This window comes from Brachybacterium sp. B718/18 (assembly GCF_055454375.1).
Genome location: NZ_JBVDDO010000013.1, coordinates 44,058 through 68,592 on the forward strand (window position 1 = coordinate 44,058; position 24,535 = coordinate 68,592).

The 24,535-nt window shown below is 73.8% G+C and carries 19 protein-coding genes and 1 pseudogene; 9 read left to right on the forward strand and 11 right to left on the reverse strand.

What is annotated here, in order from left to right:
- Positions 1-9: 9 nt before the first annotated feature.
- From ACZCAH_RS14620 to ACZCAH_RS14640, 5 genes and pseudogenes are all read left to right on the forward strand, one after another.
- Positions 10-1,593, forward strand: a complete 1,584-nt coding sequence (locus ACZCAH_RS14620) for an ABC transporter ATP-binding protein (protein ID WP_464341779.1) — start codon at positions 10-12, stop codon at positions 1,591-1,593.
- 458 nt (positions 1,594-2,051) lie between these two features.
- Positions 2,052-2,774: pseudogene (locus ACZCAH_RS14625) on the forward strand (ABC transporter permease); the annotation flags it as partial.
- Between the two features lie 369 nt (positions 2,775-3,143).
- A complete protein-coding gene (locus tag ACZCAH_RS14630; RefSeq protein WP_464341799.1) occupies positions 3,144-4,481 on the forward strand; it encodes an ABC transporter permease in 1,338 nt (445 codons plus the stop codon).
- Positions 4,482-4,486: 5 nt separating this feature from the next.
- The gene (locus ACZCAH_RS14635) at positions 4,487-4,948 is read left to right on the forward strand and encodes a cytidine deaminase (RefSeq protein ID WP_464341780.1); all 462 of its coding nucleotides are present in this window, start codon (positions 4,487-4,489) and stop codon (positions 4,946-4,948) included.
- A gap of 19 nt (positions 4,949-4,967) precedes the next feature.
- A complete protein-coding gene (locus ACZCAH_RS14640; protein WP_464341781.1) occupies positions 4,968-6,281 on the forward strand; it encodes a thymidine phosphorylase in 1,314 nt (437 codons plus the stop codon).
- 22 nt (positions 6,282-6,303) lie between these two features.
- On the opposite strand, the gene ACZCAH_RS14645 is transcribed toward ACZCAH_RS14640, so the two are convergent.
- The 4 genes from ACZCAH_RS14645 to ACZCAH_RS14660 all read right to left on the reverse strand — a co-directional run bounded on the left by ACZCAH_RS14645 (position 6,304) and on the right by ACZCAH_RS14660 (position 10,780).
- A complete protein-coding gene (locus ACZCAH_RS14645) occupies positions 6,304-7,386 on the reverse strand; it encodes an NUDIX domain-containing protein (RefSeq protein WP_464341782.1) in 1,083 nt (360 codons plus the stop codon).
- Between the two features lie 64 nt (positions 7,387-7,450).
- Positions 7,451-8,458: an L-idonate 5-dehydrogenase gene (locus tag ACZCAH_RS14650; RefSeq protein ID WP_464341783.1), complete on the reverse strand. Its 1,008-nt coding sequence runs from the start codon at positions 8,456-8,458 to the stop codon at positions 7,451-7,453.
- An 11-nt stretch (positions 8,459-8,469) separates the two neighbouring features.
- Entirely contained in the window at positions 8,470-9,345 is an 876-nt protein-coding gene (locus ACZCAH_RS14655; protein ID WP_464341784.1) for a FadR/GntR family transcriptional regulator, read from the reverse strand.
- The gene (locus ACZCAH_RS14660; RefSeq protein WP_464341785.1) at positions 9,335-10,780 is read right to left on the reverse strand and encodes an Nramp family divalent metal transporter; all 1,446 of its coding nucleotides are present in this window, start codon (positions 10,778-10,780) and stop codon (positions 9,335-9,337) included. The genes ACZCAH_RS14655 and ACZCAH_RS14660 overlap by 11 nt, the downstream gene beginning before the upstream one ends.
- A 131-nt stretch (positions 10,781-10,911) precedes the next feature.
- Between ACZCAH_RS14660 and deoC the strand changes: the two genes are divergently transcribed.
- Together deoC and ACZCAH_RS14670 are read left to right on the forward strand one after the other, a co-directional pair.
- Positions 10,912-11,577: a deoxyribose-phosphate aldolase gene (gene deoC / locus ACZCAH_RS14665; protein ID WP_464341786.1), complete on the forward strand. Its 666-nt coding sequence runs from the start codon at positions 10,912-10,914 to the stop codon at positions 11,575-11,577.
- 102 nt (positions 11,578-11,679) lie between these two features.
- Entirely contained in the window at positions 11,680-12,849 is a 1,170-nt protein-coding gene (locus ACZCAH_RS14670) for a DUF2330 domain-containing protein (protein ID WP_464341787.1), read from the forward strand.
- Positions 12,850-12,895: 46 nt separating this feature from the next.
- Here ACZCAH_RS14670 and ACZCAH_RS14675 read toward each other — a convergent pair whose 3' ends face one another.
- A complete protein-coding gene (locus tag ACZCAH_RS14675; RefSeq protein ID WP_464341800.1) occupies positions 12,896-14,647 on the reverse strand; it encodes a phospho-sugar mutase in 1,752 nt (583 codons plus the stop codon).
- Positions 14,648-14,652: 5 nt separating this feature from the next.
- Complete coding sequence (locus ACZCAH_RS14680) at positions 14,653-15,492, reverse strand: purine-nucleoside phosphorylase (RefSeq protein WP_464341788.1); 840 nt, start codon at positions 15,490-15,492, stop codon at positions 14,653-14,655.
- Between the two features lie 67 nt (positions 15,493-15,559).
- Here ACZCAH_RS14680 and ACZCAH_RS14685 point away from each other — a divergent pair, with 67 nt between their 5' ends.
- On the forward strand, positions 15,560-17,038 hold the full coding sequence (locus ACZCAH_RS14685; protein ID WP_464341789.1) for an NAD(P)H-quinone dehydrogenase: 1,479 nt from the start codon (positions 15,560-15,562) through the stop codon (positions 17,036-17,038).
- A gap of 73 nt (positions 17,039-17,111) precedes the next feature.
- Here the strand turns inward: ACZCAH_RS14685 and ACZCAH_RS14690 are convergent, their stop codons facing one another.
- From ACZCAH_RS14690 to ACZCAH_RS14710, 5 genes are read right to left on the reverse strand one after another with little or no spacing between them, the layout of a single operon-like run.
- The gene (locus ACZCAH_RS14690; RefSeq protein WP_464341790.1) at positions 17,112-18,890 is read right to left on the reverse strand and encodes an acetyl/propionyl/methylcrotonyl-CoA carboxylase subunit alpha; all 1,779 of its coding nucleotides are present in this window, start codon (positions 18,888-18,890) and stop codon (positions 17,112-17,114) included.
- Positions 18,891-18,945: 55 nt separating this feature from the next.
- Positions 18,946-19,710, reverse strand: a complete 765-nt coding sequence (locus ACZCAH_RS14695; RefSeq protein WP_464341791.1) for a Maf family protein — start codon at positions 19,708-19,710, stop codon at positions 18,946-18,948.
- On the reverse strand, positions 19,707-21,407 hold the full coding sequence (locus ACZCAH_RS14700; protein ID WP_464341792.1) for a DUF885 domain-containing protein: 1,701 nt from the start codon (positions 21,405-21,407) through the stop codon (positions 19,707-19,709). The genes ACZCAH_RS14695 and ACZCAH_RS14700 overlap by 4 nt, the downstream gene beginning before the upstream one ends.
- Before the next feature lie 53 nt (positions 21,408-21,460).
- Complete coding sequence (locus ACZCAH_RS14705; protein ID WP_329747819.1) at positions 21,461-21,772, reverse strand: acyl-CoA carboxylase epsilon subunit; 312 nt, start codon at positions 21,770-21,772, stop codon at positions 21,461-21,463.
- On the reverse strand, positions 21,769-23,358 hold the full coding sequence (locus tag ACZCAH_RS14710; RefSeq protein WP_464341793.1) for an acyl-CoA carboxylase subunit beta: 1,590 nt from the start codon (positions 23,356-23,358) through the stop codon (positions 21,769-21,771). Before ACZCAH_RS14710 ends, ACZCAH_RS14705 begins: the two co-directional genes overlap by 4 nt.
- Before the next feature lie 149 nt (positions 23,359-23,507).
- Here ACZCAH_RS14710 and ACZCAH_RS14715 point away from each other — a divergent pair, with 149 nt between their 5' ends.
- On the forward strand, positions 23,508-24,527 hold the full coding sequence (locus ACZCAH_RS14715; protein WP_464341794.1) for a biotin--[acetyl-CoA-carboxylase] ligase: 1,020 nt from the start codon (positions 23,508-23,510) through the stop codon (positions 24,525-24,527).
- Positions 24,528-24,535 lie beyond the last annotated feature (8 nt).

A 24,535-nucleotide genomic window follows, 5' to 3' on the forward strand; every position in this document is an offset into this window, starting at 1 on the left:
GCGAGAGCCGTGAAGCTCGAACTGCGCGGGATCACGAAGACCTTCGGGTCCTTCGTGGCCAACGACTCCATCGACCTCGTCGTCGAACCGGGGGAGATCCACTCCCTGCTGGGCGAGAACGGCGCCGGCAAGTCGACGCTCATGAACGTGCTCTACGGGCTCTACCGCCCCGACGGCGGCCAGATCCTCCTGGACGACGCCCCCGTCGCCTTCGCCGATCCGGGCGAGGCGATGGCCGCCGGCATCGGCATGGTGCACCAGCACTTCATGCTCGTGCCCGTGTTCACCGTCGCCGAGAACCTGGTGCTCGGCCACGAGCCCACCCGCGGCGGGCTGCTCGACCTCCCCGCGGCCCGGCGCATGGTCCGCGAGATCTCCGCCCGCTTCGGCTTCGACCTGGACCCCGATGCGCTCGTCGAGGACCTCCCCGTCGGCGCGCAGCAGCGGGTCGAGATCATCAAGGCGCTCAGCCGCCACGCCGAGATCCTCGTGCTCGACGAGCCCACCGCCGTGCTCACCCCGCACGAGACGGACGAGCTGATGACGATCATGCGCCAACTGCGCGACGAGGGCACCTCGATCGTCTTCATCACCCACAAGCTCCGCGAGGTCAAAGCCGTCTCCGACCGGATCACCGTGATCCGCCGCGGCAAGGTCGTCGGCGAGGCGGATCCCTCGGCCGACCAGGCCGACCTCGCCTCCCTCATGGTCGGCCGGCAGGTCTCCCTCGCGCAGGACAAGGCCCCGGCGGCTCCCGGAGAGATCGCGCTCGAGGTGCAGGACCTCCGCGTCACCGACGAGACCGGCACCCGCACCCTCGACGGGGTGAGCTTCGCGGTGCGCCACGGCGAGGTGCTCGGCATCGCGGGCGTGCAGGGCAACGGCCAGACGGAGCTCACCGAGGCGCTGCTGGGACTGCAGGACACGGTGCACGGCTCGGCACGCCTCGAGGGCGTCGAGCTGGTGGGCCGCTCCACCAAGCAGATCCTCGACTCCGGCGTCGGCTTCGTCCCCGAGGACCGCACCCACGACGCCCTCGTCGCCGACTTCTCGGTCGCCGAGAACCTGGTGCTCGACCAGCACGACCGCGCCCCCTTCGGCACGTCCGTGGCGATGTCCCTCAAGGCCATCGCGGAGAACGCGAAGCGGCTCATCCCCGAGTTCGACATCCGCACGGGGTCGGCGGCCTCCGCGGCCTCCACCCTGTCCGGCGGCAACCAGCAGAAGATCGTCATGGCCCGGGCGCTCAACCGCGAGCTCTCCCTCCTGATCGCCTCCCAGCCCACCCGCGGCGTGGATGTCGGCTCGATCGAGTTCCTTCACCGCCGCATCCTCGACGAGCGCGACAAGGGCACGCCCGTCGTGATCGTCTCGACCGAGCTCGACGAGGTCACCCAGCTCGCGGATCGCATCGCCGTGATGTACCGCGGGAGGATCCTCGGGATCGTGCCCGGCGACGAGGACCGCGACGTGCTGGGCCTGATGATGGCCGGATACACCGCGGAGGCGGCCCGGGAGGCCGTGGCCGCGGGGGCCCGCACCGCCGACAGCCGCCTGGCCGACGAACTCGCCGACGAAGGAGACCTCGCATGACCACGCCCTCCGTGAGCGGCACCGCACCCGGCGTGGGCGGCAGCGTCGCCGACGCCCCACCGCCTCCCGCCGAGGACGCCGAGAGCGCCCTCGCCCGGACGCTGCAGAGCCTCGCCCGCAGCGATCTGCTGGTGGTGGTGATGGCCTTCGTCTTCGCCTTCCTGATCGGCTCGGTGCTGATCGTCATCGCCGACGAGGACGTCCGCGCGACCTTCGGCTACTTCTTCGCCCGCCCCGGGGACGCCGTGGTCGCGGTCTGGCAGTCCGTCACCCAGGCGTACGGCGCCATGTTCCGCGGCGCCGTCTTCGATGCACCCGGCGCGGCGCGGGCGGCGGAGTCCGTGCGTGAGGCCGGTGGCTCCGGCTCCTACGTGCTGCTGCCCGCGCTCACCGCCGGGCTGCGCCCCCTCACCGAGACCCTCACCATCGCGACGCCGCTGATCATCGCCGCGGCCGGGATGGCGGTCAGCTTCCGCGCCGGTCTGTTCAACATCGGCGGCACCGGCCAGCTGATCGTCGGCGCGATGGCCGCGGGGTACATCGGCTTCGCCCTCGACCTGCCCGTGGTCGTGCACCTGCTGCTCGCCCTGCTCGTCGGGGTGATCGCCGGCGGGCTGTGGGGCGGGATCGCCGGCTTCCTCAAGGCGCGCTTCGGCGCCAACGAGGTCATCAGCACCATCATGCTGAACTGGATCGCGACCTACCTGCTGGCCTTTGCCCTGAAGACCGCAGCCTTCACCGGTGCGAACCAGTCCCAGCCGACCTCCCCGTCGGTGGGGGAGAACGCCCAGCTCCCGCTGCTGCTCGGCACCGGCTTCCGTCTGCACGCGGGGCTGTTCCTCGCGGCCGGCGCCGTGGTGCTGCTGTGGTGGCTGATGAGCCGTTCGACGATCGGCTTCCACTTCCGCGCGGTCGGCTCGAACCCGCGTGCCGCTCGGTTCGCGGGCATCTCGCCCTCCCGCACCGCCTTCCTCACCCTCGCCGTCGCCGGCGGGCTCGTCGGCCTCGCGGGCGCCGTGCACGTGCTCGGCACCGAGCGGCGGCTCACCGAGGGTGTCGCCGGCAACATCGGCTTCGACGCGATCACGGTCGCCCTGCTGGGCCGCTCCGGCCCCGTCGGGATCGCCCTGGCGGGCCTGCTCTTCGCGGGCCTGTCCACCGGCGGCCGCTTCATGGAGACGAACCAGGGCGTCCCCCTGGACCTGGTCTCCGTGATCCAGGTGCTCGTGGTGCTCTTCATCGCGGCTCCGCCGCTCGTGCGCACCCTGATCGGTCTGCGGCACGTGGACCACCCCGGGGCGTCGGCCCGCGTGCGCCGTGCCCGTCGCGCCCGCCGCCGTCGTCGCGAGCGGCTCCGCCCCCGTCGGCGGGCACCGTGCCGAGCACCCTGTCGACCCCGGCGTCGCCTCCGACGGCGACTCCGCCTCCGATGGCGACGGTCCGCCCGGCGACCCCGCCCCTTCCGGCGGAGGCGGCGACGCGCCGTCCGCCGGACCCGCCCCCGCGCCCGAGCGCGGCGCGGACCCCACCGATGCGCAGGAGGACGCGTGATGAGCACCGCACCCGTGATCGTCGCCGACGACTCCGTCGTCGAGAAGCCGCAGGACGAGACCCGCTCCTCCAGCTGGTGGCACCTGCCCGCGAGCCTGACCGTGCTGGGGCTGATCGCGCTGATCCTCTTCGGGCTGCGCGGTCTCCCCGGCACCGAGTCGACCTTCGCCCTGGCCCGCGAGACGGACCTGAACCCGCTGGGTCTCGTGCCCGAGCGCATCACCGTCCCCTCCCAGCTCGCCGCGATCCTCCTCGCCGTCCTGGCGCTCGCCGCCTCCGCCGGCCTGTGGGCGCTCCAGGCGCTGCGCGCCCGGCCGCCGCGGACGCTGCGCCTCGCCCTTATCGCCATGTTCGCCGTGGCCTGGGTGCTGGCGTTCATGACCTGGGTGATCTCGGAGCGGGCGCTCGACGTGACGACGTTGCTGCAGAGCACGATCGTGCTGGCGGTCCCGCTCGCCTTCGGTGCCCTCTCCGGCGTGCTCTCCGAGCGGGCCGGCGTCGTCAACATCGCCATCGAGGGGCAGCTGCTCTTCGGGGCCTTCGGGGCGACCCTCGTCGGCTCCCTCACCGGCAACGTGTGGGCCGGTCTGATCGCCGCCCCGCTCGTAGCCCTGATGATGGGTGCGCTGCTCGCACTCTTCGCCGTCGGCTATCACGTCCAGCAGATCATCGTGGGCGTGGTCCTCAACGTCCTCGCCCTCGGCGTGACCTCGTTCTTCTTCGGCACCGTGATGCGCGACAACCCGGGGACCTTCAACGCCGCGCTGCGCCTGCCCGTGCTGCGCATCCCGCTGCTCGCGGACATCCCCGTGATCGGTCGCGTTCTCTTCGAGCAGAACATCCTGGTCTACCTGATGTGGGTCATCGTCGCGCTGCTCACCGTGGCCCTCTTCCGCACCCGCTGGGGCCTGCGGGTCCGCGCCGTCGGCGAGCACCCCAAGGCCGCGGACACCGTGGGCATCCCCGTGAACCTCACCCGCTGGAAGAACGTCCTGCTGGGCGCCGCGGTCGCCGGCCTCGGCGGGGCGACCCTCACCATCGGCACGGGCGTCGCCTTCGGCGAGGACATGAGCGCGGGCAAGGGCTACATCGCCCTCGCCGCCATGATCCTCGGCCGGTACCACCCCGTCGGTGCGCTCCTCGCGGCCCTCACCTTCGCGTTCGCCGACTCGCTGCAGCTGCGTCTGGGCACGATGACCGCCGCCGAGGGCGGGGTCTCGATCCCCGGCGACTTCCTGCTCATGCTTCCGTATGTGGTCGCGCTGTTCGCGGTCGCGGGCGTGGTGGGCCGCGTGCGGGTCCCCGCCGCCGACGGCGAGCCGTACATCAAGCAGTGAGCCCGATGAGCGCCGCAGGTGAGAACATCGGGGACATGACCAGCACGCACCCCCCGGCAGACGACGAGTTCGCGACCCTGCTCGAGGCCGCCCGGGAGATCGCCGAGCGCGCCTACACCCCGTACTCCCGCTACCGGGTGGGCGCGGCCGCGGTCACCGAGGACGGCCGGCTCGTGCGCGGCTGCAACGTCGAGAACGCCGGGTACGGCGTCACCCTCTGCGCCGAGTGCGGACTGATCAGCGAGCTGATCGCCGGCGGCGGGGGGAAGCTAGCGCGCTTCGTCTGCGTCGGCGGCGACGAGCACCTCGCCCGGGAGGAGCGCCAGGTCGTGATGCCCTGCGGTCGCTGCCGCCAGCTGCTCTCCGAGCATGCGGGCACGGGTCTCGTGATCCTCACCCCCGAGGGCCGACGGAGCATGGACGAGGTGCTCCCGCACCCCTTCGGCCCCGCCGACCTCGCCCCCTGACCCTCCCGAGGAGGAGCCCATGACCCCCACCACGCCCGCCCCCGCCGTCGAGCCCTTCGACGCCGTCGACGTGATCCGCACCAAGCGCGACCGGCAGCGGCTCAGCCCCGAGCAGATCGACTGGGTGATCGACGCGTATACCCGCGGCGTAGTCGCCGAGGAGCAGATGGCCGCCCTCGCGATGGCCGTGTTCCTGAACGGGATGGAGCGGGAGGAGATCGCCCGCTGGACCGCCGCGATGATCGCGAGCGGCGAGCGCATGGACTTCTCCGCCCTCGCCAAGCCCACCACCGACAAGCACTCCACCGGCGGGGTGGGGGACAAGATCACCCTGCCGCTCGCCCCGCTGGTCGCCTCGTTCGGGGTCGCGGTGCCGCAGCTGTCCGGGCGCGGGCTCGGACACACCGGCGGCACCCTCGACAAGCTCGAGGCGATCCCCGGCTGGCGCGCCTCCCTCAGCAACGACGAGATGATGCGCCAGCTCGCGGAGGTCGGCGCCGTGATCTGCGCGGCGGGCTCGGGCCTCGCCCCGGCGGACAAGAAGCTCTACGCGCTGCGGGACGTCACCGGGACCGTCGAGGCGATCCCGCTGATCGCCAGCTCGATCATGTCCAAGAAGATCGCCGAGGGCACCGCCGCCCTGACGCTCGACGTGAAGACCGGCGCCGGCGCCTTCATGCGCGACGAGGCCGACGCCCGCGAGCTCGCCCGCACCATGGTCGACCTCGGCACCGACGCGGGCGTGCGCACCGTCGCCCTGCTCACCGACATGTCCGCGCCGCTCGGCCGCACCGCCGGCAACGGCCTCGAGGTGCGCGAGTCCCTCGAGGTGCTCGCCGGCGGCGGCCCGGCCGACGTCGTCGAGCTGACCGTGGCGCTGGCCCGCGAGATGCTCGAGGCCGCCGGGGTCCGGGACGCCGACGTGGAGCGAGCGCTCCAGGACGGCCGGGCCATGGACTCCTGGCGCGCGATGATCGCCGCCCAGGGCGGGGACGTGGACGCCCCGCTGCCCGAGGCGCGGCACGTCGAGGAGCTGCGTGCCACCGAGGACGGCGTGGTCACGAGTCTGGACGCGATGGGTGTGGGCGTCGCCGCGTGGCGTCTCGGCGCCGGCCGCTCCCGCCCCGGCGAGGCGGTGCAGGCCGCTGCCGGCGTCGAGATCGAGAAGCATCTCGGGGAGGAGGTGCGGGCCGGTGACGTGCTGGCCCGTCTGCACACCGACACCCCGGAGCGGGTGCGCCGGGCGCTCGAGGCGATCGAGGGTTCCTGGACCCTCGCCGCCCCCGGCACCGCGCTCCCGGCGCGGCGGATCGTGCTGGACCGCATCGCCTGACCTCGGGCGCGCGCGGTGCTCCTCAGCCGCGGGCGGTGCGGGCGCCGCTGTCGAGAAGAGCCGGGACGATGTGCTCGGTCATGAGCGGTGCGAGGCGGACGCCCGCCTCCGACTCCGCCAGCGGGAACCAGCGGTGGTCGGCGAGCTCGGCCCGCACGGTGAGCGGCTCCGGCAGCGCCTGCCGGCACACGAAGACCGTCGAACGCACGCGCGTTCCCGGCTCGTTCGCCGCGACCGCCTCGAAGTCGCCGAGCAGCTCCAGCCCGGCAGGGTCCAGGACGACCCCGAGCTCCTCGCCGACCTCGCGCACGGCCGCCTCGAGCGCACCCTCGGCCGGCTCGAGCTTGCCGCCCACCTGCATGTAGGAGCCGGTGCCGCGTTTGCGCACCGCGAGGATCTCCTCGCCCCGGGCGCCCTCGCGGAGGAAGGCGACGGCGGTGATGCGCAGCAGCGTCCCGGCGTCGCCGGCTTGGCGCTGGCAGCGTTCCGCGGCGGTGAGGGCGGCGAGAAGGCGCAGCAACTGCGTTCCCCGGCGCAGCCCCACCGGGCGCATGCCCGCGGCGCGCCAGCCGGCGATGTCCGCGTGCTGCTCGCGGGCCAGGGCGACGCCGCGCCGCAGCAGCGTCAGCGGCGGCTTGCGCCCCTCACGGAGGTCCCGGGTGAGGCGCAGCGCGAAGACCACCGGGGTGGGGCGATGCAGGACGATCGCATCGGCCAGCAGCCCCATCGCGCGCAGGGGGCGGACCAGCTCGGCCGCGAAGATGCCCTCGGCGATGATCAGCTCGGCGTCGACCGCCGCGAGGGATGTCGTGCCGGTACGGCGCGAGAGGGGGATCGAGTACTCGGGAACGTCCGCCACGCCGTCATGGGCGAGGGCCGTGAGCGCCTCGAGCGCCGCTCCCGCGTTCCAGGAGGCGGGATCGTCCCAGTCCACGATGCCGAAGCGGCGGGGGAGTCCGGGATCGTCGTGGTCGCGGTAGAAGTCGTCGAGCGGCACCGTGGGCAGTCCCGCCCGGCGCGCCATGACCCCCTTGCCGCTGCCCGAGGGGCCGGCGACGAGGACGATGCGGCGCGGCGGACGGGGCGGGGCGGAGGGGCCGGTCATGGGCCAGAAGTCTACGGGCCCGCCGGCGGTGTCGACGGGCCCGCGGGGTGGGGGACGCCTCGGCTCAGGCGAAGGTCAGCACGACCTTGCTCGAGCCGCGTCCGGCAGCGGCCGTGAAAGCGGCCTCGGCGTCCTCGAGGGCGAACTCGTCGCTGATCACCTGCTCGGCGACCTCGCTGCGGGCGAGCAGCTCGACGGCGTCCTCGATCTCGGTCACGAAGCGGTAGGTGCCGCGGTAGTCGAGCTCCTTGGAGACGATCGGGCCGAGGGCCACGCTGACCGGGGTGGGCGGCAGGTTCCCGACCTGCACCACGGTCGCGGCACGGGCGATGTGCCGCAGGATCCCGTCGAGGGAGGCGGGCGCGCCGGAGGCCTCGAAGGCCACGGAGATCGCGGGATCCATCCCGTCGGTGGTGTCGCCGGCCCTGTCCGCGCCGAGGGCGAGGGCCCGCTCCCGGGCGGTCTCGGAGAGGTCGACGGCGGTGATGTGCGCGGCGCCGGCGTCGCGGGCGGCGAGGATCACGAGCAGGCCGACGGGCCCGCAGCCTGAGACGAGCACGTGCTTCCCGGCCACGTCCCCCGCGCGGCGGACGGCGTGCATCGCGACGCCGAGCGGCTCGGCGAGCACGGCGCGACGGATGCTCAGCCCGGCCGGGAGCGGAACGATCTGGTCCGCGTCGACCACGAGCGACTGGGCGAAGCCGCCGTCGGTGTGGGGGTCCTGGGCGGCCGAGCCGAAGTAGGTGAGATCGGGGTGGAGGTTCTCGCGCCCCTCGAGACCGGCCGGGAGCGGCGAGTGGGTGCGGGCCGGGTGGACGGTGACGCCCTGACCGACCTCGAGCCCCGTGACGCCCGCACCGAGCTCGGTGATCCGGCCCGAGATCTCATGGCCGAGCACGAAGGGGCGCTGCATGACCGCGGTGCCGGAGACGCCGCTCCGCCAGTAGGCGAGGTCGGAGCCGCAGATGCCGCCGAACTCGACCGAGAGCCGCACCTGGCCGGGGCCGGGGGCGCTCTCCTCGCGGTCGACCAGGCGGAGCTCGCCGGGGGAACGGATCTCGAGGGCTCGCATGGGGTGTCCTTTCAGCGGGTGGCGGAGGTGCGGAGGGCGTCGTCGAAGGCTTCGACGGCGGCCATGTGCTCGGCCATGGCGGCGCTCGCCGCCTCGGCGTCGCCGGCGAGGATCGCGGTGACGATGCGGCCGTGCTCGGCGTGCTCGGCGCCGACCAGGCCGCGCGCCTCACGGGTCACGCGCAGCTCCCGCATGGCGCGGAAGAGCGGGGTGGAGACCGCCTCGAGCACGCCCTGCAGGGCGGGGCTCGCGGCGAGCTCGGCGATCAGGGTGTGCAGGCGCAGGTCGAGGCGCGGATACTCCGCGGAGTCGCCGAGGGCACCCTCCATCTGCGCGAGCAGCGTCCGCAGCGCATCGAGCTCGCCCGCGTCGACGCCTCCCGCGGCGACGCGACGGGCCGCCAGCACGGCGGCGCGCACCTCGAGGGGGGCGCGCACGTCCATGAGGGCGGCGAAGCCCTCCCCGGGTGCGGTGCGGAGGGTGCGCGCGATCGAGAAGCGCACCAGCGAGCCGTCCGGGGGCCGCACCCGGGCGGCGCGGCCGTTGGAGATCTCCACGATGCCGAGGGCGTCGAGCGCGCTGAGCGCCTCGCGCACCACGGCCCGGGAGACCGCGAAGCGCTCGGCGAGGGCGCCGACGGAGGGGAGCGGGTCCCCGGTCCCGAGGCCCTCTTCGTCGATCAGGTCGAGGACGGCCTGGCGGGCACGGCCCACGAGGGTCTCGCGGCCGAGCGCCGCGGGGTCCGGATCGGCGGGGGCGGTGAGATAGCGCAGGGCGGAGTGGCCGAGGTCGGACCCACGGGAGGCGCTCCCCGGTTCGGGCACGGCGGCGGGACCTGCCGGCGCGGCGGGACGATCCGCCGGCGCGGCGGAGTGATCAGAGGGCATTGACCAATCCGATCACACCCACCGCGATGATCGCCGCCGCGGAGATCCACAGCATCACCTCGGTGGGCCGCCCGTCGCGGATCCGCGGATCGGTCTGGGTGCGGGCGAGGTACACGGTCGCGATGGCCGCCCCGATGAGGTACACGGCGTTGAGGATGCCGGCGATGATCACCAGCAGCAGCGGCGAGGAGGCGATCGTGCCGAGCAGGCCCCAGCCGATCGGCAGCACGATCATGATGATCCGCTGCCAGCGATCGCGCGCGATCTGGTCCTTCCAGTCGTAGGCGCCGAAGACGGCGAGGGTCTGGCCGGTGATCCGGCCGAGGCTCGGCACGTTGGCGAGGATCGTCTTGAACAGGGCCAGGCCCGCGCCGATCAGGAAGAGCACACCGCCCCAGGTGCCGACCGCGGAGTCGAAGATCGAGGAGATCGTCACCATCACGTCGGTGCCCTCGGGGACGAGGCCCTGCGGATGCAGCACGGCGGCGCCGAGTATGTAGAAGGCGGCGGTCGAGGCGGTGTAGATGATCCAGGAGACCCAGGCGTCGACCTTCATCACGGAGATCCAGCCCTTGGCGCGGGAGACCCAGGAGTCGGTGCCGTCGTTCGGCCCCGCCCAGGCGGCGTAGCCCTTCTCGACGACCCAGTAGGTGTAGGCGGTGGTCTCGCCGGCGCCGACGCCGGTCATGCCGAACATCGCGATGGCCACGCCGATCGCGCCGGCCGCGACCTGGAAGCGCATGCCGCCCGCGATGTCGCCGGCGGTCCAGGCGAACTCGGTGGCCTGCAGCAGGAACACCATGACGATCGCGAAGACGGTCACGGCCATGACCAGAACGGTCGAGATCCGCTCGACCACGGCGTAGCGGTTCAGCGAGTGGATGGCGATCGCCATGATCACCAGCGCCGCGACCCAGACGCCGATGGACAGCAGCGAGTAGGGCTCGCCGCCGATCGGCAGCAGGGTCGAGAAGGCGAAGGCCGAGGCGCTGATCACGCCCGCCTGGCCGATGAAGAACTGCAGGAACATCAGCAGCTGCAGCCAGGAGATCCAGCCGCGGCGTCCGATCCGCGGGGGCACGTCGTCGTAGCCGTCGACGGCGGTGCGGCCGGTGGAGATCGACCAGCGAGCCAGCTCGATCTGCACCCACACCTTGAGGAAGGTGGAGACGAGCACGAGCCACAGCAGCATGAAACCGACCGTCGCGCCAAGCGCGGTGGCGGTCAGCAGCTCGCCGGAGCCGACCACGGCGGCGGAGGTGATCATGCCGGGGCCGAGGAAGCGGAGTCGGCCGCGCAGGGTGGTCGGCGGCTCGGCGATCTGCGTTCCGTCGACCACGTACGGGTCCACGCCCTGGGCGAGGACGGTGGCGGAGGGGGTGCCCGACGGGGTGCCGCCGGGGGAGGCGGGAGCCGGGTGCGGGGACGTCGTCATCGACGCGTTCTCCTTGTCGCGGGGGAGCGCGAGCGAGGGCCGCATCGCGCCGGATGCCCCAGAACCTATCAGATAGGTAGAGAGGTTCGGGAGCGGTGTGCGTCACCTGCGGCGCGTGGCAGGATTCCTCCATGACCGCTCTCGAGAACGCCCAGCTGGCACAGCTCATCGACCACACCTTGCTCAAGCCTGAGGCGACCCGCGCCGACGTCGACGCGCTAGCCCGCGAGGCCGAGCAGCTCGGCACCTACTCGATCTGCGTCTCGCCCTCGATGCTCCCGGTCGAGACCACCGTGAAGGTCGCGACCGTATGCGGTTTCCCGTCCGGACAGCACGCCCCCGCGATCAAGGCCGCCGAGGCCGCGGACTCCGCCGCGAAGGGCGCCGACGAGATCGACATGGTCCTGAACGTCGGCCTCGCCCGGGCCGGCGCGTTCGACGCCGTCGAGGCCGAGATCCGCGCCGTGCGCGAGGCGGCGCCCGCGCCGGTCGTGCTCAAGGTGATCATCGAGTCCGCCGCCCTGACCGACGAGCAGATCGTCGGCGTGTCCCGGGCCGCCGAGGCCGCTGGCGCCGACTTCGTGAAGACCTCCACCGGATTCCACCCCGCGGGCGGCGCGAGCGAGCACGCGGTGCGGCTCATGCGCGAGACCGTCGGCGACCGCCTGGGCGTCAAGGCCTCCGGCGGGATCCGCACCCGCGAGGCGGCCGAGGCGATGGTTGCCGCGGGCGCGAGCCGGCTCGGCCTGTCGTCCTCGAAGGCCATCCTCGAGGGCGGCACCGGCACCGGGTACTGAGCAGGGCGCGGGCCGGTCGGAGGGGGGGGACGTCGGCCGGTTCGCGAGCAGGGACCGAGCGCCGAGGGGGCGCCCGGGCAGGGGACCACGAGGGGGATCGTGATGACCGAGCGCAGCCGACCGACCGACGGGGACGGACGAGGGAGGCGGCGGCTCCTCGCCGTGGCCCTCACCGGAGTCCTCGTGCTCGCCCAGCTCCTGCTGGGCGCCGTGAACCCCGCCGGGGCCTGCGCCTGCGGGGCCTTCATCGATCCTGCGGACCAGCGCACCGGCGCGAACGTGCTCCGCGAGACGGCGATCCTGTCCCTCGAGGACGGCGTCGAGACGATCGTCATGGGCCTCGCCCTGGACGGCACCCGCACCGGCTCGACGCTCCTGCTGCCCACTCCCGCCGTGCCCGAGGTGAGCACCGCCTCCTCCGGCACCCTGCGCGAGATGCAGGCCGCTACCGCGCCGCGCGAGGACGTCGAGTACGACGTGTGGGGCGAGAACCCCTTCCTCGCCGGGGCGGGCAGCGGCGAGGGCGGCGCGCCTCCGGGAGGCAGCGGCGTCACCGTGCACGAGCAGGCGCGCGTCGGCGACTACCAGGTCGCGGTGCTCGAGGGCGGGGCCGACGGGGTGCGCACCTGGCTCGCGGAGAACGGCTACGAGCTCGCCCCGGCTGTCTCCGCGCTGTTGGATCCCTATGCCGAGGAGGGATGGGTCTTCACCGCCGTCCGCTATGCGGCCGATGCCGAGCTCGCCGGCGAGGTGGAGCCGCTTCGCATCGACTTCCCGAGCGATGAGCTGATCTACCCGATGCGCCTCTCCCAGGCGGCGACGCAGCGCCAGGACCTCTCACTGTTCGTCCTCTCCGACGAGCCGATGGGGCGCACCGACGCCTCCGCCGCCGGGCAGCGCGTCGAGCGGCCGTGGATCGCGGACCCCGCCTGGGAGGGATGGGTGTGGAGCGACGAGACGCTGCGGGAGCTGACCGGTGCGGCGGACGCGGAGGTGAGCGACGGCCGGGAGGATCCGACCCGGCATCGGATCGTCACCGAGTTCGCGATCTCCGGCGATCCCGAGTCCTTCACGGAGGACTTCGTCTTCGCCCCCGATCCACAGGCCGACTACTTCGTGCCCACCTACACCGTCACCGAGACCGTCACCATCGCGGGGATCCCCGTCGGCTGGCTGCTGGTGGCCGCCGGCGTCGTCACCGCGCTCGCCCTCGGCGTCGCGGCCGCGTCCCTGGCCTCAGCCCGCCGGGCGCGGCGGCGCGCACGAGGCTGAGCGTCGTCGCGCCCGCCCCGGAGTCCGGGACGGACGCGAGACCTGGTCAGGCGCCGGTGAGTGCCCGGCGCATGTCCTGCCGGATCTGCTCGAGATGCTCGGCGGCGCGGCGGCGCACCGCGCCGAGCGCGGCGCCATCGGCCCCCGCGGGGACCTCCTCGTGCACCTCGAGATAGGCCTTCAGCTTCGGTTCCGTGCCGGAGGGGCGGACGATCACGCGCGCGTCGTCGGCCGTGGCGAGCAGCACCCCGTCGGTCGGCGGCAGACCGGTGCGCTCGAGGGAGCCGTCCGCGAGGTCCTGCACCGAGGCGACGTCGGAGCCCGCGAGGATCGACGGCGGCGCGGACCGCAACCGCGCCATCATCACGTTCCGCTCGGACAGCTCGGTGACCCGCAGGGACAGCTGCGCGGTCGCGAACAGGCCGTGCTCGCGGGCGAGTTCGTCGAGGCGGCCGATCAGCGTGGTGCCCTCGGCGCGGGCGAGCGCCGCCATCTCGGCGACCATCAGCGCCGCGGAGAGTCCGTCCTTGTCGCGCACCACCTCCGGCAGCACGCAGTAGCCGATCGCCTCCTCGTAGCCGAAGACGATCCCCGGGGCGCGGGCGATCCACTTGAAACCGGTGAGCGTGGTTGCGGCCTCGAGCCCGGAGGCCGCGGCGATCCGTCCCAGCCAGCGGCTCGAGACGACCGAGCTCGCGATCGTCCCCGCGTACCCGTGGCGGCGGATCAGGTGGTCGCCGAGCAGCACGCCGAGCTCGTCGCCCGTGAGCATCCGCCAGTCGCCGAGGTGCGGGTCGAGCACGGCGCCGGCGCAGCGGTCGGCGTCGGGGTCGTTGGCGATCACGACGTCCGCCTCGAGGGTGCGGGCGAGCTCGAGGGCGAGATCGATCGCCCCCGGCTCCTCCGGGTTCGGGAAGGCGACGGTGGGGAAGTCCGGGTCCGGATCGGCCTGCTTCGCGACCGGGTGAACCTCGGTGAATCCGGTGCGGTGCAGCGCCGCGAGCGCGGTCTCGGTGCCGACGCCGTGCATCGCCGTGTGCACGATCCGCACCTCCCGGGGGCCCGCCGGGTCCGGGAGCGCGCTGATCGCGGCGAGGTAGTCCTCGCGCAGCTCCTCGCCGAGCGCCTCCCAGCCGTCCGCGGCGTGGGGGATCGCGATGACGGGGCCGACGGCTCGGATCCGCGCGGCGATCTGCGCGTCCGAGGGCGGCACGATCTGCACACCCCGCCCGTCGGCCGCCGCGGCGCGCCCGCCGAGATAGACCTTGTAGCCGTTGTCCGCCGGCGGATTGTGGGAGGCGGTCACGACGATCCCGGCGTCGGCCGCGAGATGGCGCACGGCGAACGCGATCAGCGGGGTCGGGCCGTACCGCTCGAGCAGGCGCACCCGGCAGCCCGCCGCGACGAGGATCGCCGCCGAGCGGCGGGCGAAGGCCTCCGACCCGTGACGGGCGTCGAAGCCGATCACCACGAGCGGATCCTCGAGACCGAGATCGCCGAGGAGATGGTCGGCGAGGCCCCGCGCCGCGCGGGCGACCACGGAGTGGTTCATCCGCAGCGGGCCCGGGCCCATGCGGCCGCGGAGCCCGGCGGTGCCGAACTCGAGGTCCCCGGAGAAGGCGTCCTCGAGCTCGTCGATCGCCTCCGCGCGCCCGCCGACGGCCTGCTCGAGCAGCGAGGCGAGCGCCGCGCGGGTGCCGGGATCCGGATCGTCCTCGAGCCACTCCTCGGCGCGGCGGCGCAGCTCCGCGTCGAGGACGGCCGGGGCGTCCGCGTCACCGGGGGCGGCGCCGGGCATCTGGTTCATGCGCTCGGCCCCTCGACGGGCAGGCGGCGCACCGTCTCCGCGAGCAGGCGGGAGATGCGCGGGCCCGCGTCACGACCGGCCTCGAGCACCTCCTCGTGGCTGAGCGCCTGGGCGCTGATGCCTGCGGCGAGGTTCGTGACCAGCGAGATGCCGAGCACGTCCATGCCGGCCTCGCGGGCGGCGATCGCCTCGAGCGCCGTGGACATGCCCACGAGCGTCGCCCCCATCGTGCGCGCCATCCGCACCTCGGCGGGGGTCTCGTAGGACGGGCCGCGGAACTGCATGTACACGCCCTCGTCGAGGCTCGGATCGACCTCCCGGGCGAGATCGCGCAGAGCCGGGGTGTAGAGGTCGGTGACGTCCACGAAGTTCGCGCCCCGCAGCGGGGAGTCGCCCGTGAAGTTGATCTGGTCGGCGATCAGGACCGGGGTGCCCGGGGCCCAGGACGGGTCGATGCCGCCGCAGCCGTTGGTCAGCACCATCGTGCGCGCCCCTGCTGCGGCCGCGGTGCGGACGCCGTGCACGGTCGCCTCGACACCGGCGCCCTCGTAGTAGTGAGTGCGGGCACCGAGCACCAGGGCGTGGGCGCCGTTGCCCTCGACCCGGACGGAGCGGAGGGTGCCCACATGGCCCGCGACGGCCGGGGCGCGGAAGCCGGGGATCGAGGTGGCGTCGGCCTGCCAGACGGTCTCGCCGAGGAGATCGGCCGCGCCCGCCCAACCGGAACCGAGCACGAGGGCGACGTCATGGGCCGGGACGCCGGAGGCGTCGGCGATCGCGGCGGCCGCCTCCCGGGCGAGCTGATACGGGTCGGTGGTGGCAGTGGCAGCAGTCATGGGCACAAACTAGCGCAGGTCCCCCGAACGGCCCCCTGAGCGGCGCGCATGAACCACAATGTCGAGGGTGAGCGACCCCGGAACCGCCCTCCCGTCCGATCCGCACCGCGTGCCCATGCAGGGCGATCGCAGCCGGGTGGTGATCCTCGGCGGAGGTCCGGGAGGGTATGAGGCGGCGCTCGTCGCGGCCCGTGCCGGAGCGGAGGTGACCCTGCTCGAGGAGCGGGGCATCGGCGGCGCCGCGGTCCTCACCGATGTCGTGCCGTCGAAGACCCTCATCGCCACGGCCGAGGTGCTCGACCAGGTCGCCGACTCGGCGCGGCTCGGGATCCGCGACGCCGACGACGGCTCCGCGCCGACCGCCGAGACGCTGACCGTCGACCTGGGCGCCGTCAACGAGCGGGTGCGCCGCCTCGCCGCCTCCCAGTCCGCCGACATCACCGCGAGCCTGCGCGCCGCCGGGGTGCGGATCCTGCCGCGGCGCGGGCGCCTCGCGGCACCCGATCGGGTGCAGGCCCTCGACGGCCCTGGCGACGGCGCCGGTGATGGCGCGGTCGTCGAGGAGATCGGGGCCGATGTCGTGCTCCTCGCCGTCGGCGCCCGCCCGCGGGAGCTCGGCGAGGCACCCTGCGACGGGGAGCTGATCCTCAACTGGACCCAGCTCTACGAGCTCGGAGCCCTGCCCGAGCATCTGATCGTGGTCGGCTCCGGGGTGACCGGAGCCGAGTTCGCGAGCGCCTACCGGGCGCTCGGCAGCCGGGTCACCCTCGTCTCCTCCCGCGACCAGGTGCTGCCCGGCACGGACGCCGACGCCGCGGACGTCCTCGAGGACGCCTTCGCCCGCCGCGGGGTCGAGCTGCGCTCGCGGTCCCGCGCCGCGGCCGCCCGCCGCGAGGGGGAGGAGGTCGTGGTCACCCTCACCTCGGGGGAGGAGATCCGCGGCAGCCACGCCCTCATGGCCCTCGGCGGCGTGCCGCGCACGGAGGGGCTCGGCCTCGAGACCGCCGGGGTGCGGCTCCGGCCGAGCGGCCACATCGAGACGGACCGTGTCTCCCGCACCTCGGTGCGCGGGATCTACGCCGCCGGGGACTGCACGGGCGTGTACCCGCTCGCCTCGGTCGCGGCGATGCAGGGGCGGATCGCGATGCACCACGCCCTCGGCGACGCGGTCAGCCCGCTCGTCGCCGCGCAGGTCTCCTCCGCGATCTTCACCAGCCCCGAGATCGCCGTGGTGGGGGTGAGCGAGGCCGAGGTGGCGTCCGGGGAGGTCGCGGGCGAGGTGCTCGTGCTGGGCCTCGAGACGAACCCGCGCGCGAAGATGCAGGGCCTGGCGGAGGGCTTCGTGAAGCTCGTGGTGCGTCCCGGATCGCACACCGTGCTCGGGGCGGTGGTGGTCGCTCCGCGCGCGAGCGAGCTGATCATGCCCTTCACCCTTGCGGTCGCGCACCGGCTCACCGCCGAACAGGTGGCGGGGACCTTCACGGTGTACCCCTCGCTCACCGGATCCCTGGCCGAGGTCGCCCGCCGCGTGGAGGCCGAGGGCTGAGCGCAGAGGCGGAGCCGGGGGCGGGGCGCAGCCACCAGGGACGGGGCGCCGTCACCCCGAGGGGCGGGGCAGATCAGTCCTCGATGGTGCAGAGCACGGCGCCGGCGGAGACGGTCGCCCCGATCTCCGCGGACAGCCCGGTCACGACGCCCGAGCGGTGGGCGGTCAGCGGCTGCTCCATCTTCATCGCCTCGAGCACGACCAGCAGGTCACCGTCGGCGACGTGCTGACCTTCCTCGGCGACGATCTTCACGATCGTGCCCTGCATCGGGGCGGCGACGCTGTTGCCGCTCGCGACCGCCTCCGCACCGCCGCGGCGGGCGGGCTTGCGACGCGAGCGGACCGCGGCCTGCGGAGCGCGGAGCGAGGCGGGCAGCGAGATCTCGACCCGTCGGCCGTCGACCTCGACGACCACGGACTCCCGGTCCTCGGCCTCCTCGGGCTGGGCCGGCAGCGGGGCGGCCGGCAGGTCGCCCGCGAACTCGGTCTCGATCCAGCGGGTGTGGACGGAGAAGGGCTCGGTCGGATCCTCCGGGGCGAAAGCGGGATCCTCGACCACCGCGCGGTGGAAGGGGAGCACCGTGGGGATGCCGTCGATGCGGAACTCGGCCAGCGCGCGCCGCGAGCGCTCGAGCGCCTCCTGGCGGGTCGCCCCGGTGATCACGAGCTTGGCGAGCATCGAGTCGAAGGCGCCGGAGACCTCGTCGCCCGCGCGCACACCGGTCTCGACGCGGACGCCAGGGCCGGAGGGGGCGTCGAAGCGCTGGATGCGACCGGGGGCGGGCATGAAGCCGCGGCCCGGGTCCTCGCCGTTGATGCGGAATTCGAAGGAGTGGCCGCGCACCGCCGGGTCGGTGTCCGCGATGCGCTCGCCGGCGGCGATCCGCAGCTGCTCGCGCACCAGGTCGACTCCGGCGACCTCCTCGGTCACGGGATGCTCGACCTGAAGGCGGGTGTTCACCTCGAGGAAGGAGATGGTGCCGTCGGCGCCGACGAGGAACTCGCAGGTGCCGGCGCCCACGTAGCCCGCCTCGCGCAGGATCGCCTTCGAGGAGGAGATCAGCTGGGCGTTCTGCTGCGGGGTGAGGAAGGGCGCGGGCGCCTCCTCGACCAGCTTCTGGTGACGGCGCTGGAGGGAGCAGTCACGGGTGGAGACCACCTGCACGTTGCCGTGCATGTCCGCGAGGCACTGGGTCTCGACGTGACGGGGGGAGTCGAGGTACCGCTCGACGAAGCACTCGCCGCGGCCGAAGGCGGCGACGGCCTCGCGCACGGCCGAGTCGAACAGCTCGCGCACCTCGGATTCCTCGCGGGCGACCTTCAGACCGCGGCCGCCGCCGCCGAAGGCCGCCTTAATCGCGATGGGCAGCCCGTGCTCGCGGGCGAAGTCGACGACCTCGTCGGAGGACTGCACCGGATCCTTGGTGCCGGCGACGAGCGGGGCCCCCGCCTTCTGCGCGATGTGGCGGGCGGAGACCTTGTCCCCGAGCTTCTCGATCGCCTCCGGGCTGGGACCGATCCAGGTCAGTCCCGCGTCGATCACGGCCTGCGCGAAGTCGGCGCGCTCGGAGAGGAAGCCGTAGCCGGGGTGGATCGCATCGGCCCCCGAGCGGTGCGCGATGTCGAGGATCTTGTCGATCACCAGGTACGAGCTCGCGGCGGTGGTGCCGCCGAGCGCATAGGCCTCGTCGGCGATGACGGTGTGCAGCGCGTCACGGTCCGGCTCGGCGTAGACCGCCACGGAGCGGAGACCGGCGTCTCGGCAGGCCCGCGCGACGCGCACCGCGATCTCTCCACGATTGGCGATGAGCACCGTGGACAGCGGGCGGGGCTTGGCGGAGCGTGAGGCCATGGGGAGAGGGATCCTTCCGGGAGTCAGCAGAGATCGAGTGTAGTACCGAGCGTCCTCAGGGCGCGGACGGCTCCGCCGTCGGGTCCTCCGGGGCCGCGGTGTCCTCGACGTCCACCGCACCCGCTCCGTCGGCCGTCAGCGCTCCGTCCTCCCACAGCTCGTGGACCCCCAGGCCGATCTCGGTGAGCAGCCGGCGCAGCAGCGGCAGGGACAGGCCCACGACGGCGTGCGGGTCCCCGTCGACGCCCTCGATGAACGGACCGGCCAGGCCATCGATCGTGAAACCGCCTGCGACGCCGAGCGGCTCCCCGGTCGCGACGTACGCGTCGATCTCCTCGTCGGTGAGCTGCGCGAAGGAGACCGAGCAGCTCGCGGTCGCGCCGAAGGTCGCACCGGTCCCGCCGTCCTCCTCGTCGCGGTCGTCCACGAGCCAGTGACCGGAGTGGAGCACGCCGGTGCGGCCGCGCATGGCCCGCCAGCGCTCGCGCGCCCGCTCGGCGGTGTGCGGCTTGCCGATCACCTCGCTGTCGAGCTCGAGCATCGAGTCGCAGCCGAGCACCACGTAGCCGCCCTCGCTGCGACGGGTCGCCTCCTCGGCCTTCGCGCGAGCGAGCAGCAGGACCTGCTCGGCGGGGCTCAGCGCGTCGCCGGTCAGCGCGGCCGCCGTCCGCGCGGAATCCAGCAGCGCGTCCTCGTCGAGATCGACCGGGAGGGTGCCGTGCTCGATACGGGCGGCGGCGAGGGTCGCCCGCCGTCCCGCCGAGGCGGAGGCGAGCAGCAGCAGCGGATCGTGGTCGAGCGGGGCTCCGACGTGGGTCATCGCAGGGCCTCCTGGAGGACGGACAGGGGCAGGCTGCCGAGCTCGAGCGCCCGACGGTGGAAGTCGCGCAGGGTCTGCTCGGGATCCTCCGTCGACCCCGCGAGGGCGTGGTCCCGCAGCTCCTCCCAGACGCGCTGCCCGATCTTGTAGGACGGCGCCTGACCGGGCCAGCCGAGATAGCGGTGCAGCTCGAAGCGCTGCTCCGCCTCGCCGATGCCCCAGTGGGCGCTCATGAAGTCCCAGGCCTTCTCGTAGTCCCAGGCCCCGCCGGCGGATCCCGGCACGCCCTCCGGCATCGCCAGGCCGTTGTGCAGACCGATGTCGAGGACCACGCGGCCGGCGCGCAGCCGCTGGGCGTCGAGCATGCCGAGGCGGTCGCCGTCGTCCTCGAGGTATCCGAGCTGCTCCATGAGGCGCTCGGAGTACAGGGCCCAGCCCTCGCCGTGCCCCGAGACCCAGCACATCAGCGCGCGCCAGCGGTTCAGCTGCTGCGCCTGGAGGGTCTGGACGCCGACCTGCAGGTGATGGCCCGGCACGCCCTCGTGGTAGACGGTGGTGGTCTCCTGCCAGGTGCGGAACTCGGTCGTGCCCGCGGGGACGTCCCACCACATCCGACCGGGCCGGGTGAGGTCCTCGCTGGGGCCGGTGTAGTAGATGCCGCCCGATCCGGTGGTCGCGATGCGGCACTCGAGCCGGTGCAGCGGCTCGGGGATGTCGAAGCGGGTCCCGGCGAGGTCGGCGATCGCGCGATCCGAGAGCTCCTGCATCCACTGCTGCAGCGCCTCGGTGCCGTGCAGGATCCGCTCCGGATCGGCGTTCAGGGCCTCCTTCGCGGCCTCGACCGAGCGGCCGCCGCCGGTGCCGTAGCGCTCGTTCAGCCGCGCGGCGACCTCCTCCTGCTCGGCGACGATCGCGCGCAGCTGCTCGACGCCCCAGGCGTAGGTCTCCTCGATGTCGATCTCGGTGCCGAGGAAGACCCGGCTGGAGAGCTGGTAGGCCTCGCGGCCGACGGCGTCCGCCTCGGGGGCGCGCGGCGCGAGCTCCTCGAGGGTCGCGGAGAGCTCGCGGTAACCGGCGCGCGCGGCGTCCGCCGCCTCGCGCACGCGGTCCCGCAGCGGCTGCTCGCCGACGGCCTGGTCGGCGAACTCGTCGAAGAACCCGCCGTCGGCCGCGAAGCCGCGGGCCTGCTCGGCGCCCAGCAGCAGCTGCCGCCGCGCCGAGAGCACGCCGTGGTCCGCCGCCTCCTGCAGCGAGTCGGCCCAGGAGGCCATCGAGCGGGGCATCCCGGTGAGGCGCTCGGCGAGCACCTCCCAGTCCTCGGCGGTCTCGGTCGGCATCAGGTCCAGCACGTCCCGCGACTGCAGCGGGGAAGCGAGGTTGTTGACGGTCGCGGCGTCGAGGCGGCGGGCGGACAGCTCGAGCTCGAGGCCGAGCCGCTCGGTGAGGGCCGCCCGGGTGACCGCGTCGGTCGCGTCCGCGTCGGGGACCTCGGCGATCGCGGCGAGCAGGGTGCGGGCGGCCTCGGAGCGCTCGGCGAAGGCGGCGGGGGAGAAGTCGGTGACCTCGTGGTCGTGGCCGCTCACGCCGATCTGCGTGGCGAGGAAGGGATCGAGCCGGGCGCTGCGGTCGACGTACTCGTCGGCGAGGGCGTCCAGGGCGGTGGGCGTGCGGCCGGCGGCCGGCGTGAGGTGTGACATGGTGGCGAGTCTAGGGGCCGGGGCCGCCGCGCACCGGTCGTCGCAGCGGCGGCTCAGCGGTCCGCGAGCATCCAGGCGGAGGCCGAGGGGTGCAGGCGCTCGCGATGGCCGCCGGCATGGGTGTGGACGGGGGCGGCCCAACCGCTCTCGGCGCCGCCGCCGACGGCGAGCGAGCGCTCCTCCGCCTCGAGGCGGCTGGTCACGCTCATCGCGGAGACCACCACGGCGATCGCCGCGAGCTCGGCCGGCTCGAGCCGCCCGGCGACGAGCCGCACGTCCGCGCGGGGCGCATCGACCGACGACGCCTCCGACGCCTCCGATGCCCCTGACGCCTCCAGGGCGATGGCTGGTCCCGCAGCGGTCACAGCGGGATGTTCCCGTGCTTCTTGGTGGGCAGCGCATCGCGCTTGGTGCGCAGGGCGCGCAGGGCGCGCGCGACCTCGAGGCGGGTCTGCGAGGGCTCGATGACCCCGTCGATCCAGCCGCGCTCGGCGGCGGTGTACGGCGTCGCGAACTGCTCCTCGTACTCGGCCTCGAGGCGGGCGCGCTCGGCGGCGACGTCCCCGCCCTCCTCGCCGGTGCGCTTGAGCGACTGGCGGTGGAGGATGTTCACGGCGCCCTGGGAGCCCATCACCGCGATCTGCGCGGTGGGCCAGGCGAGGTTGACGTCCGCGCCGAGCTCCTTGGAGCCCATCACGATGTACGCGCCGCCGTAGGCCTTCCGGGTGATCACCGTGATCAGCGGGACGGTGGCCTCGGCGTAGGCGTAGAGCAGCTTGGCGCCGCGGCGGATGATGCCGCCGTACTCCTGGTCCGTGCCGGGCAGGAAGCCCGGGACGTCCACGAAGGTGAGCACGGGGATGTTGTTGGCGTCGCAGAGCCGCACGAAGCGGGCCGCCTTCTCGGAGGCGTCGATGTCGAGGGTGCCCGCGAGGTGGTTCGGCTGGTTGGCGATGATGCCGACGCTGTGCCCCTCGACGCGGCCGAAGCCCACCAGCAGGTTCCGCGCGAACAGGGGCTGGACCTCGAGGAACTCCTCGTCGTCGAGCACCGCGCGGAGCACGGTCAGCATGTCGTAGGGCTGGTTCGGGGAGTCCGGCACGAGGGTGTTCAGCGCGGTGTCCGCCGCGGTGGGGGCCTCGTCGAAGCGCACCGGGAAGGACGGCGCGGGGCTGAGCGTGTTGGCGGGCAGGTAGCTCAGCAGGTCCTTGACGTACTCGATCGCCTCGGCCTCGTCGGGCGCCATGTAGTGGGCGACGCCGGAGCGGGTCGAGTGGGTGCGCGCCCCGCCGAGCTCCTCGAAGCCGACGTCCTCGCCGGTGACGGTGCGGATCACGTCCGGGCCGGTGATGAACATGTGCGAGGTCTTCTCGACCATCACGATGATGTCGGTCAGCGCGGGGGAGTAGACGGCGCCTCCCGCGGCGGGCCCCATGATCAGCGATATCTGCGGGATGACGCCCGAGGCGCGGGTGTTGCGCTTGAAGATGCCTGCGAACATCGCGAGTGAGGCGACGCCCTCCTGGATGCGCGCGCCGCCGCCGTCGAGGATCCCGATGATCGGCACGCCGGTGCGCAGCGCGAGGTCCTGGATCTTCTGGATCTTGCGGCCGTGGGCCTCGCCGAGCGAGCCGCCGAAGACGGTGAAGTCCTGCGAGTAGACGCACACCTGGCGACCGTCGATGGTGCCGTGCCCGGTGACGATGCCGTCGCCATCGGGGCGCTTCGCGTCGATGCCGAAGGCGTGGGCCTGGTGGCGCACGAAACGGTCGGTCTCCACGAAGGAGCCGTCGTCCAGCAGGTCGGCGATGCGCTCGCGCGCCGTCTTCTTGCCGCGGGCGTGCTGCTTCTGGATCGCCAGCTCATCGGCCGCGGCGACCGCCGCGGCATCCCGGTCGCGGAGGTCCGCGAGTCGCTGAGCTGTGGTGAGCGGCCGCGGGGCGTCGGTCACGGGGCCTCCTGCCACGGCCGGAGCGGCCGCGAGATCGGGGTGAAGAACACGGGGATACTACGCTACCCCTCGCCACCGATGGCTCCCGCGCCGCTGGGCGGCGGGCCGCGTCGGCCGTCCTGCCGCACCCGATCCGGAGGTCCGCCCCGTTGTCCCGATCCGCCGCTCCCGTCCCGCTGCGCCTCGGCGAGGTCTCCTCCACCCAGGACGAGGCCCTGCGTCGGTTGCGCGCGGGGGAGCGGGCGCCCTTCGCGCTGACGGCCACGGCGCAGACGGCGGGGAGGGGCCGGCTCGGTCGCCGCTTCGTGAGCCCTGTGGCGGGGCTCTATCTCACCTACGTCCATCGCACCACCCTGCCGTTCGCGCGGCGCACCTGGACCCCGCACCTGGCGGGGCTCGCCGCGCTGACCGCCGTGGAGCGCGTCGGCGGCGCGGGGGCCGGGTCCGGAGGCGGCCCGGGGGCCGACGACGGGGCGGCGGCTCCCGTGGCGCTGGGCCTCAAGTGGCCCAACGATCTGCACACGGCCGACGGGCGCAAGCTCGGCGGGATCCTCGTCGAGGGGCACGGCACCGACCATGTGCTGATCGGCATCGGGATCAACGTGCGGGGTCCGGTGCGGGACGCCGAGGGCGCCGAGGTGCCCGGCACCGCGTGGCTGCGCGGCCCGGGCGGCCTGCGCCCCGCGGCGGAGCCCGACGGCGCAGGAGGCGGATCCGCCGCGGACCCGGAGGCGGATCCGATCGCGACGGAGGCCCTGGTCGACGAGCTGGGGCGAGCCCTCGCCGCCGCCCTGCACGACGAGCTCTGCGCCCTCGAGTCCGCCCAGGGGGACGCGGACGCGAGCGGCCTCGCGGACCGCTACAGTATGACGTGCCTCACACTGGGGCGCGCGGTGCGGGTCGACCCCCTGGGGGCCGACGGGCCGTCGGGGGAGACCCCGGCGCCGCTGCACGGCACGGCCCGAGCGCTCGACGCTCACGGCGGGCTGCTCGTCGACCTCGCGGGAGGCGGCACCACCGTCGTGGGCGTCGGCGATGTGCGGCACCTGCGGGCCGACGAGCGCGTCGGCCCGGGACCGCGGGCGGCGCTCGCCGCCGCGCAGGTATTGCAGGACCCGCAGGACCAGAGTGGCCCGGAGGACGAGCACGAGGAGGACCGGACGCGGTGACCGGTGGC